Source organism: Terriglobus sp. TAA 43, assembly GCF_000800015.1.
In the GTDB taxonomy this organism is placed as follows: Bacteria; Acidobacteriota; Terriglobia; order Terriglobales; family Acidobacteriaceae; genus Terriglobus.
On sequence record NZ_JUGR01000001.1, the window covers coordinates 21693 to 36045 of the forward strand.

Consider the following 14353-nt stretch of genomic DNA (forward strand, 5'->3'; position numbering starts at 1 on the left):
CCTCAGTCCACGTGCAGTGAACCGTCCAGATCAACGGTAAGGCGATCCTTCGACACCAGCATGGAATGCACCTTCAGCGAATCCAGCGCTACGTTGTAGCCGGTGCTGTCCTTCGATTTCGCCAGTGCGGCGCGTAGCAGTTCTGCGGCATTCAGTTTCATGCTGGCGGGCAGCTTGCGTTGGAGGAAGGGAACCAGCAGGAAATCCAGTTCCTTGTTGCCAGTGAAGCGGTCGACGCGCGCGTCGCGGAAACCGATGGATTCGCCCTCTGCCTCCGGCACCACGGAAACGTCTGCCATGGTGTTGAATCCCACACCAACGCACTTGCCAAATACACCCGCACCCAGACGCGAATGCGTGCTGACATGCACCACCACGCGATCATCCTGAAAGCTGACCGTCGCCTGATCGATGTAGACGTAGCACGCGGAATTGCGGTCGCCGCGCAGGTAGTAGCGCGCATCCGGAGCATTGAAGAGTTGTTCTTTGAGGGTGCGTTCCAGTGCCGCAGCGGAGACTTTTAATTCGATCGCGCGGGCATTCAGGGTAAACAGAGACATCAGAAACAGAACCGGGAGCAGGAGGCGCTTCACATTCCTAGAATAGCGCCTTGCGACATAGCTGTAGAGGGGGCTATCGAGGCCCGGTGGGGAGTCGAACTGCGTTTATTTGCCGCCGAACGCTTCCACGTCGCTTGAGGTTGAGGCGCCGCCTTCTGAGAGCGCGACAGGAACCGTGGAGGGTGTCGCCTGCGAAGTCGGTCCCAGGCCCAGCTTGATCAGTGCGCGAGAATCAGGCACTAGCTTCGTCTGCCAGCCATTGTCCCCCTGCAGCTTCTGCATGGCGGCCTGGCTCTCAGCATCCCAGTGGCCGCTGGCTTCTTTCAGGTAGCCAGCCTTCACCAATGCCGTTTGGATCTGCGTGGCACGGCTGTCGTCCATCGCACGCTGATGCGGCGTGGCAGTCTGGGTCTTTTTATGCTTCGCCGTAGGTCCGCGCTTCACGCGGGAAGCCTGTAACGGGAGGATGGTGGAGAAGAGGAGCAAAGTCGCAGCGGACGCCGTATAAAAGCGCATGAATACCTCAAACAGCCGAAATTTCTTAGCCCGCAATGTGGACCGTTTCACCCACACTACACAGTGAAAGAACACCGGCGCAAGCCGAATGTGACGGCAAAATGAACGTTTTTCCCGGACGGAATGCGCCACATGTATAAATCGGCGGAAGTTGGCGTCCAGATAGCAAAACGCAAGAAAAAGGGTCACTTCAAACCGAAGTGACCCTTTTTCAGGACGTGAAATTGGCTGAATTAGCGAGTGAACGAACCCACAGCGTGCGTCTCGTCGTCACGGACGTCGAACACGGTGTACAGCTTGGTGATCTGGAGCAGATCCTGCACCTTCTTGGTCAGGTTCAGCAGCTTCAGCTCGCCGCCTGCGTTCTTCACGGAGGTGTAAGCGGAAACCAGCTCACCGATACCCGAGGAGTCGATGTAGGACACGTCGCCCAGATTGAGAAGGATGTTCTTGTCGCCCTTGGCGACGAGATCGCGGATGGTGTCACGCAGGGTGACGGAGCCTTCGCCCAGGGTGATCCGGCCGCTCAAGTCGAGAATCGTAACGCCGTCAACTTGGCGAGTGCTTACCTTGATGCTCATCGTCTGTGTGCTCTCCTGCCGAAGGAATCGGCGAAATTGAAACTTGGAAAATCTGCGGTCGTTAAGTGGTTCAGGCTGCGTCCTGCGCGGGAATGCGGTGCTTGATAAGAGTCAGTTCGGTTCCCGGGGACAGTTGGCGAAAGTGTACCTCATCCATGAAGGCTCGCATAAGGAACACCCCGCGTCCTGAGCCGCGGAGAATGTTCTCCGGCGAAAGAGGATCGGGGATGGCTTCCTCGTTGAAGCCCGGACCCTGGTCGCTGATGCGGATGACAAGGTCTTCGTCATTCGCTTCAAAGCTGGCAGTCACTTCCTTGTCACTGCTGTAGCTGTTGCCGTGGATGACGGCGTTCACAGCAGCCTCGCGGACTGCCATGGCGATGTTGGAAATGTCGTCTTCCGCGAATCCGGCGCGGTTGGCGAAGGTTTCCGCCTCCTGCTCCACACGGTCCACGGTATCCAGCGTGGACGGCAGGGTGAAGGTTGTCCGTGTTGTAGGTGTATTGGGCAACGTGTCTCGGTCCCTGGCCGCTTGGTCTTGCTGGCAGTGTGCTTTCCCGGCGCAGGAATGTCAAGGAACTTGCTCAGGCGATTGTTACGAGCCGGTGATTTCGCCGATGGCGATAGCTTCGGTAGACTGCCGGAAGGGCAGTCAAAAAAAGCACCAGATTCCGGGCAGAGAGGAGCGGTGACGCATGAACGATCAACTGGTTCGCCGCACGAGTCTCTCCTCGCTGCTGGGGGCTCCTGTCCGAGCGCACGATGGCGTGGTTCTGGGGCGCATTGCGGAACTTGTCGTGGCTACTGAGAACTCCGGAACCCACATCAGCAGCCTGCTCCTGACGGCCTCCGGCCGGTTGCGCGGTGGCCCGGTGTACTCCGTTCCCCTGCAGGCACTGCATCTCAGCCACACCGGCGAACTTCACCTGAAGCAGGGTGAGGAGCGACCGGCACCCGTCGATATTCCGCATGCCTCCGTTTTGCTGGAGCGCGATCTGCTCGACCAACAGATCATCGACGTCCACGGTCACAAAGTGGTGCGAGTGAACGACGTCGACCTGGTCTGGGAGATACACGACGAACTCCACCGCCTGCGCATTGCCGAGGTGGAAGTGGGCATGCGCGGCGCGGTTCGGCGCCTGCTCCGCGGCCTTCCACTGAATGCGGTGGACGCGATGGCGCATCGCTTTCAACCCCGCGTCATTCCTTGGGAGTTCGTCGATCTCATCGACCGCGATCCCGCGCGCCGCGTGCGTTTGAAGATCGAAGGCGACCGCCTCTCGACCATGCATCCGTCGGACATCGCGGACATTTTGGAAGAACTCGCACCCGCAGAGCGCGAGGCAGTTTTCGGTTCGTTGAACGAAGAGATTGCAGCCGAAGCGCTGGAAGAAGTCGATCCGAAGCTGCAACGTTCGCTGCTGGAAGGCATGGAGTCCAGCCGCGTTGCCGACATCGTGGAAGAGATGGATCCCGGCGCTGCTGCGGATCTTCTTGCAGAGCTGCCTGAAGAGCGTTCCGAAGAAATTCTTCTTGAGATGGAACCAGAAGAGCGTGCCGAGGTCGAAGAGCTTCTGGAGTTTCCGGAAGACTGGGCCGCAGGCCGCATGACCACGGAGTACGTTGCCGTTCCGGAAGATGCCGATGTGTACCAGGCCATTGAAGCACTGCGCAGCTACGAAGGCGATCTGGACACGGTGAACGAGGTCTTTCTACTGGACCAGGATGGTCGATTGAAAGGTGCAGTTACCTTGGCGAAACTTGCACTTTCGAATGCTGAAACGAAGCTGATCGATGTGAAGGAAGCACACTTGCACACCTGTTCCATTGATGCGGGAAGCCGCGCCATTGCTGAGCAATTCGATAAATACAACCTGCGTTCGCTTGCCGTGTTGGATCACGACCGTCAGCTCGCAGGCGTTATCTATCCGGAACACGTAATTGCTCTGCTAAGGGCGGGGCACTAACGCATGAGGATTCTTTACGCTGGGCAGATTACTTCGTTTGACTCCGCGTGGTATCGCATTCTTGCGTTGCGTCGGGAAGGGCATGAAGTTTTTGAACTGAACACGCTGGATTACCGCCAGCAAAATCCTCTACTGCAGAAGATTGAATTCCGCCTCGTCTGGGGACCAGAAGTTGAGCGCCTGAATCGCGACATCCTGTCGATGGCAGAAAGCTTGAAGCCAGACGTCGTGTGGGCAGACAAGGTGCTTTTCATGAAGCCCTCCACGCTGCAACGCTTGCGTAAGAAGGGCATCGTCACCGTCTCGTACATGATTGACAACTTCTTTGGTCCGCGCCGCGATCCGGGATGGAGGCTCTACGCAAAGACCATTCCGTACTACGACCTGCACTGCACGCAGCGCGATGTGAATGTGACGGATTACAAAAATGCCGGCGCACGCGACGTCATCAAAATTCAGACCGCGTTTGAGCCCACGCTGCACTTTCCGCACGACCCTCCCTATACGGATGCGCGGCGTGATCGCGGTGTTTCGTTCATCGGTACCAGTTATGATCAGCGCGCACAAACGTTGCTTCGTTTGCATGCCGATGGCGTTCCTGTGGCGATCTCCGGAGGCCCGCAACATTGGCGTGGACCGTTGGGAAAGATGTTCGACACGCTCTATTGCGAAGGCGAGTTGTTTCAACAACAGTATCGCGAAGCCATCTGGCGATCGAAGATCAACCTGAGCTTTCTCACACACTCCAATCAGGACGAGTTTGTTCACAAATCGTTTGAAATTACGGCTTGCGGAGGCTTCCTTCTTGCCGAGAGATCGGCGGGGCATCTGGAGCGTTTTGTCGAAGACGAGGAAGCTGTGTTCTTCGAGGGCTATGACGAACTGCTTGCAAAGATCAGGCTCTACTTGCCTGATGAAGCCGCGCGAAATCGCATTGCGTTGGCGGGCATGAAACGCGCGTGGTCCAGTGGTTACGACAACGACACGCAGGTGCGTCGCATCGTGGAACGCGTGCAAACGATTCTGGAAGCGAAGAAGGGAGGTGCGGCGTGAAGTGGCTGAAGGTTTGGCGTTACCGCATTCTGTTCTTCCTTGCAGCGCTCGGCCCGGGCTTCATCACGGCCAACGTGGACAACGATGCGGGCGGCATCTTCACGTATTCGCAGGCGGGTGCGCAGTATGGTTACGCACTGCTGTGGACGATGATTCCCATCACCATTGCGCTCATTGTGGTGCAGGAGATGTGCGCGCGCATGGGTGCGGTCACCGGTAAGGGGCTTAGCGACCTCATCCGCGAAGAGTTTGGTCTGCGTCTGACTTTCATCATCATGTTGCTACTGGTGGTGGTGAACTTTGGCAATGTCATTGCGGAGTTTACCGGCATTGCAGGCGCTCTCGGTCTCTTTCATGTCAGCAAGTACATCGCCGTGCCCGTGTGTGCGTTCTTGGTATGGGCACTTGTTGTGAAAGGCGACTACAAGAGCGTGGAGAAGATCTTTCTCTTTGCCAGCGTGGTCTATCTCGCGTACATCGCAGCAGGCGTGCTCGGCAGACCGGACTGGCACACTGCGTTGGTCGAGACGGTAAAACTGCCTGATCGTTCCCTGTGGCATGACCGCAATTACGTCTACATGACCATCGGTGTCATCGGTACGACTATCACGCCCTGGATGCAGTTTTATCTGCAGTCGTCCATTGTGGAGAAGGGCGTAACGGTGAAGCAGTACAAGGCCACGCGTCTTGACGTGACCATTGGCTCCATCTTCACCGACGTTGTTGCGTGGTTCATCGTCGTGGTGTGTGCGGCCACATTGTGGATTCACGGTGTGCGCAATATCAACGTCGCAGCCGATGCGGCGGAAGCCATGCGGCCTATCGCGGGCGATTACGCATTTCTGCTCTTTGCTGCGGGATTATTCAACGCATCCTTGTTTGCGGCGTCCATCTTGCCGCTCTCCACGGCGTATACCGTTTGCGAAGGCTTGGGCTTTGAAAGTGGCCTGGATCGCACATGGAAACAGGCACCGGTCTTCTACTGGCTGTACACCATCCTCATCGCGGCGGGCGCAGCGGTTGTACTCATCCCCAATTTCCCGCTGGTGAAGATGGCCGTGTTGTCGCAGGTGTTGAACGGCTTGCTACTGCCAGTGGTGATGTACTTCATGCTGAAGCTGATCAACAAGCCAGAGCTGATGGGCGAGTGTCGCAATCGCACATGGTTTAACGCCATCGCGTGGATCACGGGCATCCTGGTCACTGGTCTATCGCTGGTCTTGGTATGGCAATCGGTACGCGGATAATCAGCAGTCAAACAAAAGCAAAAGGCGCCGCATTTTGACTGCGGCGCCTTTTGCTTTTGAAGAAGCGTTACTGCTTCGGAAAATACTTCGGCGCATAGCCATCAGCCCATGGGTCGTAGTGCGCTGAGAAAGCCGCGCGGCGCCCGATGCTGGGATGACCATACGTCCAGAACTCAAGGAACTGGTTTGGATTCGGCAAGTCGTAGCTTGTCTCACCCAACACTTGAAACGCTCCGCGCGCAGTCTCCTGCGGGTTTGCCACGATGCCGTGAATGGCTTCCATGCCGTACACATCGGCAGCATGCTCCTGCGTGCGCGACAGCGTGGAAGTAACTGGCTCAAGGAAGAAGCTGAACAGCGAAAACGCCAGCAGCAACACTGCGAGCGCGCCCCAGTCGTTCTGCGTCGGGATACCCCACGAGGCTCCAAAGCGGCGGATAGCCCACTTCACAAACAGGTATCCCAGATAGAGCGTGATGAACGTGATCACCATGCTTTCCAGAATGCCGCGCACAATGTGATGCAGCACGTAATGCCCGCTCTCATGGCCGAAGATGAGAAGGATTTCGTCCGGCGTGCCCTTGGCAATCGACGTGTCCCATACCACTACGCGCTTCGATGCACCGAAGCCGGTCACGTACGCGTTTAGCGTTGTCACCTTTTCTGATGCCTTCATCAGGAACATTCGGTCTGGAGGAATGTTCATGTGGCCGCGGTTCGCCACTTCTTCCAACCGCTGCACCAGTTCAGGATGCGATTGCTGCAGCGGCTCAAATTTGTTGAACAGCGGATCAATCACATACGGCGTAATGAAAATGCCTGCCAGAGTGATGGGGATGGAGACAATCCAGAAGCCGAACCACCAGCGACGCGGAAATTTGCGGATGAACCAGAACAGCAGCATCACGAGCAGAGTGCCGATGACCAACCCAATGCCCGCACTCTTCGCCTGGTCGCCCAGCCAGCTGCCCCAACTCTGCACGCTCAACCCGTACTTCAAACTCAGCCAATGGCCATAGACGCTGAACGGTGCGTCCAACAAACCTGTAATGACAAGAAACAGAAGCAGGAAGGTGGCGCCCTGCAGCCAGCGGTTCTTGAAACGCGATGTTACGGTCCGCTGCATCCATCCCACCACTCCCAGCGCTAGCAGCGCCACGGTGTACACCAACGACCAGATGGAGGTGGCAAAGTGCAGCACCGTACCCACCTTGTCCAGATGCTGTGCCTTGACCAGATCCGCAGCGTTCAGCGAGTACGACGGGATGTTGCCACCTTCGGGCGAAGAATCCAGTTCGTGCTGTGCCGCGTCGTTCGCCAGTTTTTCAGCAGGCGTAGTGCCGGCGTGGAGGGGAACAGCCACAAGAAGCAACATGAGCAGAAGCAATCGGCGCATGCCGGTTTATAGCAGACTCAGGCCATCTTTCGCGGGTGATCGTCGACGTACTTGCAGCTCAAATCAAGATCGGAAGGTTGAGGCAATGCTTCTGGAAACACTTGCAAGTAATTGCAAATAAAGGGATATACCCTAAACTTTCAGTTTGCCTTCCGCCAGATCATGAATCATACCCAGGTCAGCGGCGAGAAAGTCATATTCCGGCAGGGTTTCAAATCCAGACCAGCGAATCTGCTGAAAAATCCGATTCTGTAGCTCGCCTGTGAAGCTGCGGACGCGGAAAAACTGGATGTCCACAGCGCCACCGTTGCGGTAGTTGTGCCGGACACGGGTCAGCAGAGGGCCAATCTCCGCGTGGATACCGAGTTCCTCATCCAGTTCGCGACGCAGCGCCTCTTCGGGACCTTCGCCAAGTTCAATCTTGCCGCCGGGAAACTCCCATTTCAGGCTCATGGGCTGATCTGCCTTTCGCTGGCAGATCAGCACTTCTTCGGCGCCATCAGCGCCAGGACGAAGAATCAGCGCGGCCACCACAAGGCGAACGGTACGGGGCAACCGCGCTGGGTTATCCCGCTTTCCGTCGAGCTTTCGAATGACCGCTTTCTTCTTCAAAGCCCTGCATCCCTCCGGCAGCAATTGCACCACCGTCACAGCAGTGTAGATGCTGAAGGGCCACTGACCCTAGCCTTCGGTCGCCGGATAGTAAACGTTCCAGCCGAGTTCCGCCGATTTTTCCGCCAGCGCTGCGGTCGGATTCACCGGATAAGGATGTTTTGCCATCTCCAGCATGTGCAGGTCATGCACGCTGTTGCCAAAGACGGCATCTGGGTGTGTCAGTCCCACACGGCGCAGCGCTTCGGCCTTGCCCTCGTCGGAAGGGATATCCAGGATCGTCTCGCCTGCGATGCCGTCTTCCACGGCCACACAGGCCGCCAGCACGTGATCCGGTGCAATTCCCAGCTCGCGGACGCCTTCTTCAATCATCCAGTTATTCGTGGACGATACGGCCCAAATATCCGTCCCACTGGCCTGCAACTCCTTCAAAATGGCGATCATTTCCGGAAAGAAGTGGGGCTGCACGTGGTCGACAAAGTACTTCGCCGCGGAATCGCGCAGGGCTTTCTCGGAAATACCGGCGTAGATCGAGGTCATCTCGCCGCAAATGGCGATTTCGCCCACTTCGCCGCGGTTGTAGAGGGCGTGGCGATCCAGAATGTGGCGCGTCGCCTCGCCGGGCAGCAGGCGGGTGGCGATGGTCCAGTGCATAAAGCCGGAGCCGGCATCGCCGGGCCAGAGCGTGCCGTCGAAGTCGAAAACGGCGGTGCGGAGACGTGCATCACGCACATTCTGCAGGAATTCACTGCGAGAGAAACGACGAGGACTGGCGCTTATAGCCTGATTCATGCTTCTATTGTCGCAAGGCTGGATGAACCCTGCATGCACATACAGGGGTACACCTGAAGCGTTTTTGTGCTGGGTGCATCTATTCTTAAGCAGGAACGATCGCGAGACCCTCGCTAACGCGGGCAATCCGGTCGAGCGAACATTCCCGGGAGAAGAGGCAAATCGATGGCAGGACAGTTTGTAACTGAAGTGAACGACGTGGACTTTGAACAGCAGGTGCTGAAGAGCGAGACGCCCGTCCTGGTGGACTTTTGGGCCACCTGGTGCGGACCGTGTCGGGCGCTTGCCCCTGTCGTAGACCAGGTTGCTGGCGAGTACGAAGGCAAGATCAAGGTCATGAAGATGGACGTGGATCGCAACGCAGCCACGCCGGGCCGTTATGGCATTCGCGGTATCCCCGCGCTGCTGCTCTTCAAGGACGGCAAGGTTGCGGAGCAGATCGTGGGCTACGTGCCCAAGGACACCATCGACAAGACCATTGGCAAGGTGCTCGCGTAAGCTGAGTCGCACGTCAAGAGGTTGCAGAAAAGGCCCGGAGCAGATGCCCGGGCCTTTCTGCGTTTGTAGCAAGGAGTTAGAACGAAGCAGGCTTTTCCCACTCGCTGAAAGCATATTCGGCAAGGCGTTTGCGGGAACGCGGCGCGGTCTCTGCGGCGCGGTACTTCTCCGGAGCGTCTTCTGGCTTGCCCAAATAGCCCAGCGCCCAGCAGGCGCCTGCTTCAAAGTCGCTCGGTACGCCGAACGATGCGCGCAGTGTCTCTTTATCGAATCCGCCCATGCCATGCGTGTGAATGCCCATGGAGATCGCTTGCAGCGTAATCACTGCGGAAGCCGCACCCGTATCGTGCAGGCAATAGGGATTGGGCTGGTCGTTGCTGGTGAAGGTTTTTTTGCCAAAGCTGCAGTACAGAACGGGAGCTGATTGTGCCCATGATTGATTCGCAGGTACCAGCGCATTGAAGATCTTCGTGTAGGTTTCGTCGCCTTTGCGGCCCACCAGGAAGCGCCATGGCTGTTCGTTGCTGCTGCTCGGAGCCCAGGCGGCGGCAGCAAAGATGCTCTTCAGATCGGCGTCGGAAATGGACTTGTCCGCGAATGATCTAGGGCTCCAGCGAGCCAGAATCAGATCATGAACAAGTGCTTCCGGGTTACCGTGCTTCAGCTTTTCCAGTGCGGGGAGGTCGGACATGGCATTTTCCTTTGAAGGCGAAGTGATTTTGTTTGGATGTTGCTGACCATCGTTACGATGTGCGTCCGCTTATGGCGTGTGCGATGACCGGTGAATGGCGCTTGCCTTCTGCGCACAGCATGATTCAATGATCAATATATGTCCGACATGTTGTTCGATGTGCTGGTGATAGGGGCGGGACCCACCGGACTGGCCTGCGCCATTGATGCGCAGAAGGAAGGCCTGCGCGTGGTTCTGGTGGATAAGGGGTGCGTGTGCAACAGCCTCTTCCATTACCCGGCGCATATGACGTTTTTTACCACGCCGGAGTTACTGGAGATTGGCAACATGCCGTTCAGCAGCCCCAACCAGAAGCCCACCCGTAGTGAGGCGCTGGAGTATTACCGGAAGGTGGCAGAGTACTACGCTCTGGACGTGCGGCAATATCATCATGTGGATCGTGTGAGTGGCGTAGACGGAGATTTCACCGTACACACCACGGATCGCTTTGGTCGTGCGCAGGACTTCCGCGCAAAGAAGCTCATTGTTTCCACGGGCTACTACGATCTTCCGAATTATCTCGGCCTCCCGGGCGAAGACCTCAATAAGGTCCATCACTATTACGACGAGCCGCACCCGTATTTCGGGCTGAATGTATTGGTGATCGGTGGCAAGAATTCCGCGGCGATTGCGGCTCTTGATCTATGGCGTCACGGTGCGAAGGTCACGCTGGTGCATCGCGGTGAAGCCATGCATCGGCATGTAAAGTACTGGATTCTGCCAGACATTAAGAACCGCATTGCAAACGGCGAAATAGCGGCGTATTTTGCGTCAACTGTGAAGCAGATTGCAGAGGACACCGTCACTCTGAATACGCCACAGGGTGAGATTACGCTGGCGAATGATTTCGTGTTTGCGCTGACGGGATACCATCCTGACTTCGACTTCCTGGAGCGCATGGGCGTCACGCTTGATCCTGACAACAGCCGTTGCCCGGTATGCAATGCGGCAACGCTGGAGTCAAATGTGGATGGAATCTATATGGCGGGTGTCGTGGTCGCAGGAGAACGCACCAACGAAATCTTTATCGAAAATGGCCGCTTCCACGGTGCTCTCATTGCACGTGACCTGGCCGTCAAATTGCTTGGCAAGTCCTAACAGGAAAGGGAACTGAGAACGATGATGCGCTGGGCGCCGAAGACGATCATGGGGCAGTTGATCGCAGGCACGTTGTTGGTGCAGCTCCTTGTGTTCGGCGTCTTCCTGAGCTTTAGCGTGCGCGACCAATTCCGCGAAAGCCGCGAGCGTGACCGCATCCGTTTGCAGCGACAGAGTTCCATCATTGCGAAATCGCTGGCGCAGCCAATGAAGTTGCATGACGACGACATGATCGACGACGTAATGCATGAGCTTCCCATCGCTGCTTCGTTGAAGGGCGCGCGTGTCACGGATGTCACCGGCAAAGTCCTGCGAAACACAAGCGAAGAGCTGCCCATGCAACTTTCGGACCGTGAACAGAAGCTGCTGCCCAAGCTGCTCTCCGGCCGTAAGTATCTTCGCGTTCTTTCCGACGAGGGCAATGAGGAAGGCGCGCAGCCGATCATCTCTGATGGATTGGTCCGAGGCATCCTGTGGGTTACGCAGGATTCTGCTTTGACCATGAACACGCCCAAGCGCGTGCTGCAAAGCCTGCTGATCTACTTCCCATTTGCGCTGCTGGGCAACGTGCTGTTGGTGTGGGCTCTTAGCGCTACGCTGGCTCAGCCGCTGCGACAACTGCGGCGCGCCACGTTGCAGTTGCGTTGTGACCCCAACAACCTGTCCGCATTCCCGTTAACTGTGCCGGTGGTGGCGGCACAGAATGAGGCGGGCGCACTTCTCGATAGCTTCAACGGCATGGTGAGCGAGATTGCACGTCAGCGTCGCGGCACGCAGGAGACGTTGAACCTCCTCGACGCCATGCTGCGCACCGCGCCCATCGGGTTTGCATTTTATGATCGCGACTATCGCTACATCCGCATCAATGACCGCCTCGCGAAGATGCACGGCGTGCCGCTCGAACAACATCTTGGGCGACGTTTGCGTGACCTGGTGCCCCCAACCGAAGGAGATGTGAATTCGCTGGCGCTGGAATCCGAACGAGTGGTGGAGCAGGTCTTCAGTACGGGCGAAGCAGTTGCGGAGCACGAACTTAGTGGCGAACTGGCAGGCGACATTCACCCGCGTATCTGGCTTGCAAGTTACTTCCCCGTATTCATTGGTGAAGAAGTGCGCTGGGTGGGTGTGATCGTCTCCGAAGTAACGGAGCGCCGCCATGCCGAGGAGGCCATGCGTCGCAGCGAAAAACTGGCCATCGCCGGACGTCTCGCTTCTTCCATCGCGCATGAGATCAATACGCCGCTGGAAGCTGTTACCAACGCGCTCTACCTTCTGCGCGGCAACCCATCGCTGGACATACAGGCGCAGGACTGGGTCGCGCTGGCGCAGACGGAAGTGGAACGAGTGGGTGAAATCACGCAGCAGACATTGCGGTTTCACCGCCACTCTTCAACCGCCACAGACGTGGAGGTGACGGAGATGCTGCGCAGTGTTTTGCTACTGCACAATGCCAAGCTGCGGTCAGCGAATGTGCAGGCGGAGTTGCGACTGGAAGATCCGGCGTTGCTCTTTGGTTATGCGGGTGAACTTCGCCAGCTCTTTGCAAACCTTGTTGGCAACGCGATTGATTCCATGCCGCAAGGGGGACGTCTCTTTGTCCGCGCGCGTACGATGCGTCGCAATGACCGAAAGGGAGTGCGCATCACTGTTGCGGATGAGGGCATGGGGATGTCGAATGCTGTGCGTCGTCGCATCTTCGAGCCATTCTTCACCACCAAGGACGCCAGCGGCACCGGTCTTGGGCTATGGGTGAGTGCGGAGATTCTCGAGAAGCACCACGGCGCGCTGCTGGTGCGCAGCCGCCAGGCGAAGTATCGTGGCGACGCCTCTGGTACCGTGTTCTCGCTGTTCTTCCCATGGGATGGCGTACCGCGTGGCCCGCGTATCGTGCATAGCTCTGCAGAGGTACTGGCGGATCATCTGGTCTGAAGCCTGGAAGGAACGTACATAGGAAAAGCCCGCCACATGGCGGGCTTTTCCTTGTGACTCATTAGAGGTTACGGCTTCTGTGGCTTCTCGAGTTCAGGAGCCACTTTGGTTCCTTCCTGCACTGCATCAGACGGCGACAGGATTACGTGATCACCCTGCTGTAAGCCGCTGAGGATCTCTACGCTGGTGCCGTAGTCGCGGCCCAGTACGACACTGTGCAGATGCGCAACGTTATTTGCATCCACGGTATAAGCCTGCGGTCCAGCGGTACGAACAACCAGGGCATTGCCTGGCAGCAGGACCGGCGGACGCGAATTCTTCACAGCGAACGTTACCGTAGCAAACATGCCGGGAAGAATCTTGCCATCGGGGTTCGGCAGATCGATTTCCGTCAGCAGCGTGCGCGACGCCGGATCAATCGACGTCGACGAACGTGTGATGGAGCCAGAGTAGACGTGTCCCGGAAGTTCGCGGAATGTCACCTGCGCCGTGGATGCGCTCAATGCGTCCGGCGCATTGCTCTGCGGCACATTCGCAAAGACGCGGACTACACCCGACTGCGCAATCGTGAAGAGCTGCGTCACGCTGTTAGCAGAGCCGGATGTGATCAGCGATCCGTTATCGATGGAACGCGACAGGATCACGCCAGTGAAGGGGGCCACAACACGCGAGAAGGACGCCTGTTCTTCCAGCGACTTCACGTTCGCTTCACCCGCGGCAATGTTAGCCTTGGCCGCTTCCACCGTTGCATCGTTCGCGCCCGATTGCGCGGTGTAATTGTCCGCGGCTTCTTGCGAAATCACACCCTCGGTATGAAGCTGTTGACCGCGCGTGTTGTTCAGTGTCGACAACTTAGCATTGGCCTGCGCCTGCAGTAGCTGCGCCTTCAACTGCAACAGGTTTGCGCGCGCTTGCCGAAGCGATTGCTCGGTCTGCGGATCTTCAATGGTGGCCAGTAATTGCCCGACCTTTACGTGATCGCCAATGTCCACGTAGCGCTTCGAGATGTATCCCGAGGTGCGCGCATAGATCGGAGTTTGCGAGAATGCCTGCACGGTGCCGGGTAATTCCAGCTTGCTGCTGGGTTGTCCCAGCCCAACGGCTACAACTGCAACCGGCGGTGGTCCAGAGGCGTCGCGGGTGCGGTCTTCCAGGTCATTTTGATGATGCAGTTTCGGAATCAGGAAGGCGATACCGACAACCGCCAGCAAAAGAAATCCACCGGCTGCGGCAACGAATGGGCCTTTGCCTGCAGGCTGTTGAGTGGTTGCGGAATGCCCGGTCATTGCCGGATCCTGTGCGATGTTCTGGGCCATGCTCAGCGGGCTCCTTCAAACGTGTTGCGGTGGCAGTTCAAATAGGTTGAAAGCTGTT

15 protein-coding genes are annotated in these 14353 nt (G+C 57.4%); 6 read left to right on the forward strand and 9 right to left on the reverse strand.

The genetic code is table 11. The features are described 5' to 3' along the window. Positions 1-2 precede the first annotated feature (2 nt). The 4 genes from M504_RS00120 to M504_RS00135 form a co-directional block, all read right to left on the reverse strand. Entirely contained in the window at positions 3-560 is a 558-nt protein-coding gene (locus M504_RS00120) for a hypothetical protein (RefSeq protein ID WP_052200756.1), read from the reverse strand. A gap of 105 nt (positions 561-665) precedes the next feature. After that, positions 666-1076 carry a peptidoglycan-binding protein gene (locus M504_RS00125; RefSeq protein WP_232296091.1) on the reverse strand — a complete coding sequence of 137 codons (411 nt, stop codon included), beginning with the start codon at positions 1074-1076 and terminating at the stop codon, positions 666-668. A gap of 233 nt (positions 1077-1309) precedes the next feature. Further along, positions 1310-1657 carry an STAS domain-containing protein gene (locus M504_RS00130; RefSeq protein WP_047486594.1) on the reverse strand — a complete coding sequence of 116 codons (348 nt, stop codon included), beginning with the start codon at positions 1655-1657 and terminating at the stop codon, positions 1310-1312. Positions 1658-1727: 70 nt separating this feature from the next. Then, on the reverse strand, positions 1728-2168 hold the full coding sequence (locus M504_RS00135) for an ATP-binding protein (protein WP_047486597.1): 441 nt from the start codon (positions 2166-2168) through the stop codon (positions 1728-1730). A 184-nt stretch (positions 2169-2352) separates the two neighbouring features. Here M504_RS00135 and M504_RS00140 point away from each other — a divergent pair, with 184 nt between their 5' ends. Genes M504_RS00140 through M504_RS00150 form a run of 3 tightly spaced genes read left to right on the forward strand, consistent with a single transcriptional unit; the run spans position 2353 to position 5924 of the window. Then, positions 2353-3624, forward strand: a complete 1272-nt coding sequence (locus M504_RS00140) for a magnesium transporter MgtE N-terminal domain-containing protein (protein WP_047486599.1) — start codon at positions 2353-2355, stop codon at positions 3622-3624. Positions 3625-3627: 3 nt separating this feature from the next. After that, the gene (locus tag M504_RS00145; RefSeq protein ID WP_047486602.1) at positions 3628-4677 is read left to right on the forward strand and encodes a glycosyltransferase; all 1050 of its coding nucleotides are present in this window, start codon (positions 3628-3630) and stop codon (positions 4675-4677) included. After that, entirely contained in the window at positions 4674-5924 is a 1251-nt protein-coding gene (locus M504_RS00150) for an Nramp family divalent metal transporter (protein WP_047486605.1), read from the forward strand. The genes M504_RS00145 and M504_RS00150 overlap by 4 nt, the downstream gene beginning before the upstream one ends. A 67-nt stretch (positions 5925-5991) precedes the next feature. Here the strand turns inward: M504_RS00150 and M504_RS00155 are convergent, their stop codons facing one another. The 3 genes from M504_RS00155 to M504_RS00165 all read right to left on the reverse strand — a co-directional run bounded on the left by M504_RS00155 (position 5992) and on the right by M504_RS00165 (position 8664). Continuing rightward, entirely contained in the window at positions 5992-7320 is a 1329-nt protein-coding gene (locus M504_RS00155) for a M48 family metallopeptidase (protein WP_047486608.1), read from the reverse strand. A gap of 132 nt (positions 7321-7452) precedes the next feature. Beyond that, on the reverse strand, positions 7453-7932 hold the full coding sequence (locus tag M504_RS00160) for a (deoxy)nucleoside triphosphate pyrophosphohydrolase (protein WP_047486611.1): 480 nt from the start codon (positions 7930-7932) through the stop codon (positions 7453-7455). 69 nt (positions 7933-8001) lie between these two features. Then, the gene (locus M504_RS00165; protein ID WP_232296092.1) at positions 8002-8664 is read right to left on the reverse strand and encodes an HAD family phosphatase; all 663 of its coding nucleotides are present in this window, start codon (positions 8662-8664) and stop codon (positions 8002-8004) included. Between the two features lie 225 nt (positions 8665-8889). On the opposite strand from M504_RS00165, the gene trxA reads away from it, so the two are divergent. Continuing rightward, positions 8890-9222: a thioredoxin gene (gene trxA, locus M504_RS00170; protein WP_047486616.1), complete on the forward strand. Its 333-nt coding sequence runs from the start codon at positions 8890-8892 to the stop codon at positions 9220-9222. A gap of 76 nt (positions 9223-9298) precedes the next feature. Here the strand turns inward: trxA and M504_RS00175 are convergent, their stop codons facing one another. Beyond that, a complete protein-coding gene (locus M504_RS00175; protein WP_047486619.1) occupies positions 9299-9913 on the reverse strand; it encodes a nitroreductase family protein in 615 nt (204 codons plus the stop codon). 138 nt (positions 9914-10051) lie between these two features. Between M504_RS00175 and M504_RS00180 the strand changes: the two genes are divergently transcribed. Next, on the forward strand, positions 10052-11050 hold the full coding sequence (locus tag M504_RS00180) for a YpdA family putative bacillithiol disulfide reductase (protein ID WP_047486622.1): 999 nt from the start codon (positions 10052-10054) through the stop codon (positions 11048-11050). A 21-nt stretch (positions 11051-11071) separates the two neighbouring features. Continuing rightward, positions 11072-12979 carry a PAS domain-containing sensor histidine kinase gene (locus M504_RS20945; RefSeq protein WP_052200137.1) on the forward strand — a complete coding sequence of 636 codons (1908 nt, stop codon included), beginning with the start codon at positions 11072-11074 and terminating at the stop codon, positions 12977-12979. A gap of 68 nt (positions 12980-13047) precedes the next feature. Here M504_RS20945 and M504_RS00190 read toward each other — a convergent pair whose 3' ends face one another. Beyond that, entirely contained in the window at positions 13048-14295 is a 1248-nt protein-coding gene (locus M504_RS00190) for an efflux RND transporter periplasmic adaptor subunit (RefSeq protein ID WP_047486625.1), read from the reverse strand. Positions 14296-14353 lie beyond the last annotated feature (58 nt).

Excerpts from the sequence above, each read along its gene's own strand:
- M504_RS00155 (WP_047486608.1), bottom strand. The coding sequence starts at position 7,320 with ATGCGCCGATTGCTTCTGCTCATGTTGCTTCTTGTGGCTGTTCCCCTC.
- M504_RS20945 (WP_052200137.1), top strand. The coding sequence starts at position 11,072 with ATGATGCGCTGGGCGCCGAAGACGATCATGGGGCAGTTGATCGCAGGC.
- M504_RS00175 (WP_047486619.1), bottom strand. The coding sequence starts at position 9,913 with ATGTCCGACCTCCCCGCACTGGAAAAGCTGAAGCACGGTAACCCGGAA.
- M504_RS00190 (WP_047486625.1), bottom strand. The coding sequence starts at position 14,295 with ATGGCCCAGAACATCGCACAGGATCCGGCAATGACCGGGCATTCCGCA.
- M504_RS00120 (WP_052200756.1), bottom strand. The coding sequence starts at position 560 with ATGTCTCTGTTTACCCTGAATGCCCGCGCGATCGAATTAAAAGTCTCC.
- M504_RS00180 (WP_047486622.1), top strand. The coding sequence starts at position 10,052 with ATGTCCGACATGTTGTTCGATGTGCTGGTGATAGGGGCGGGACCCACC.
- M504_RS00125 (WP_232296091.1), bottom strand. The coding sequence starts at position 1,076 with ATGCGCTTTTATACGGCGTCCGCTGCGACTTTGCTCCTCTTCTCCACC.
- M504_RS00130 (WP_047486594.1), bottom strand. The coding sequence starts at position 1,657 with ATGAGCATCAAGGTAAGCACTCGCCAAGTTGACGGCGTTACGATTCTC.
- trxA (WP_047486616.1), top strand. The coding sequence starts at position 8,890 with ATGGCAGGACAGTTTGTAACTGAAGTGAACGACGTGGACTTTGAACAG.
- M504_RS00140 (WP_047486599.1), top strand. The coding sequence starts at position 2,353 with ATGAACGATCAACTGGTTCGCCGCACGAGTCTCTCCTCGCTGCTGGGG.
- M504_RS00145 (WP_047486602.1), top strand. The coding sequence starts at position 3,628 with ATGAGGATTCTTTACGCTGGGCAGATTACTTCGTTTGACTCCGCGTGG.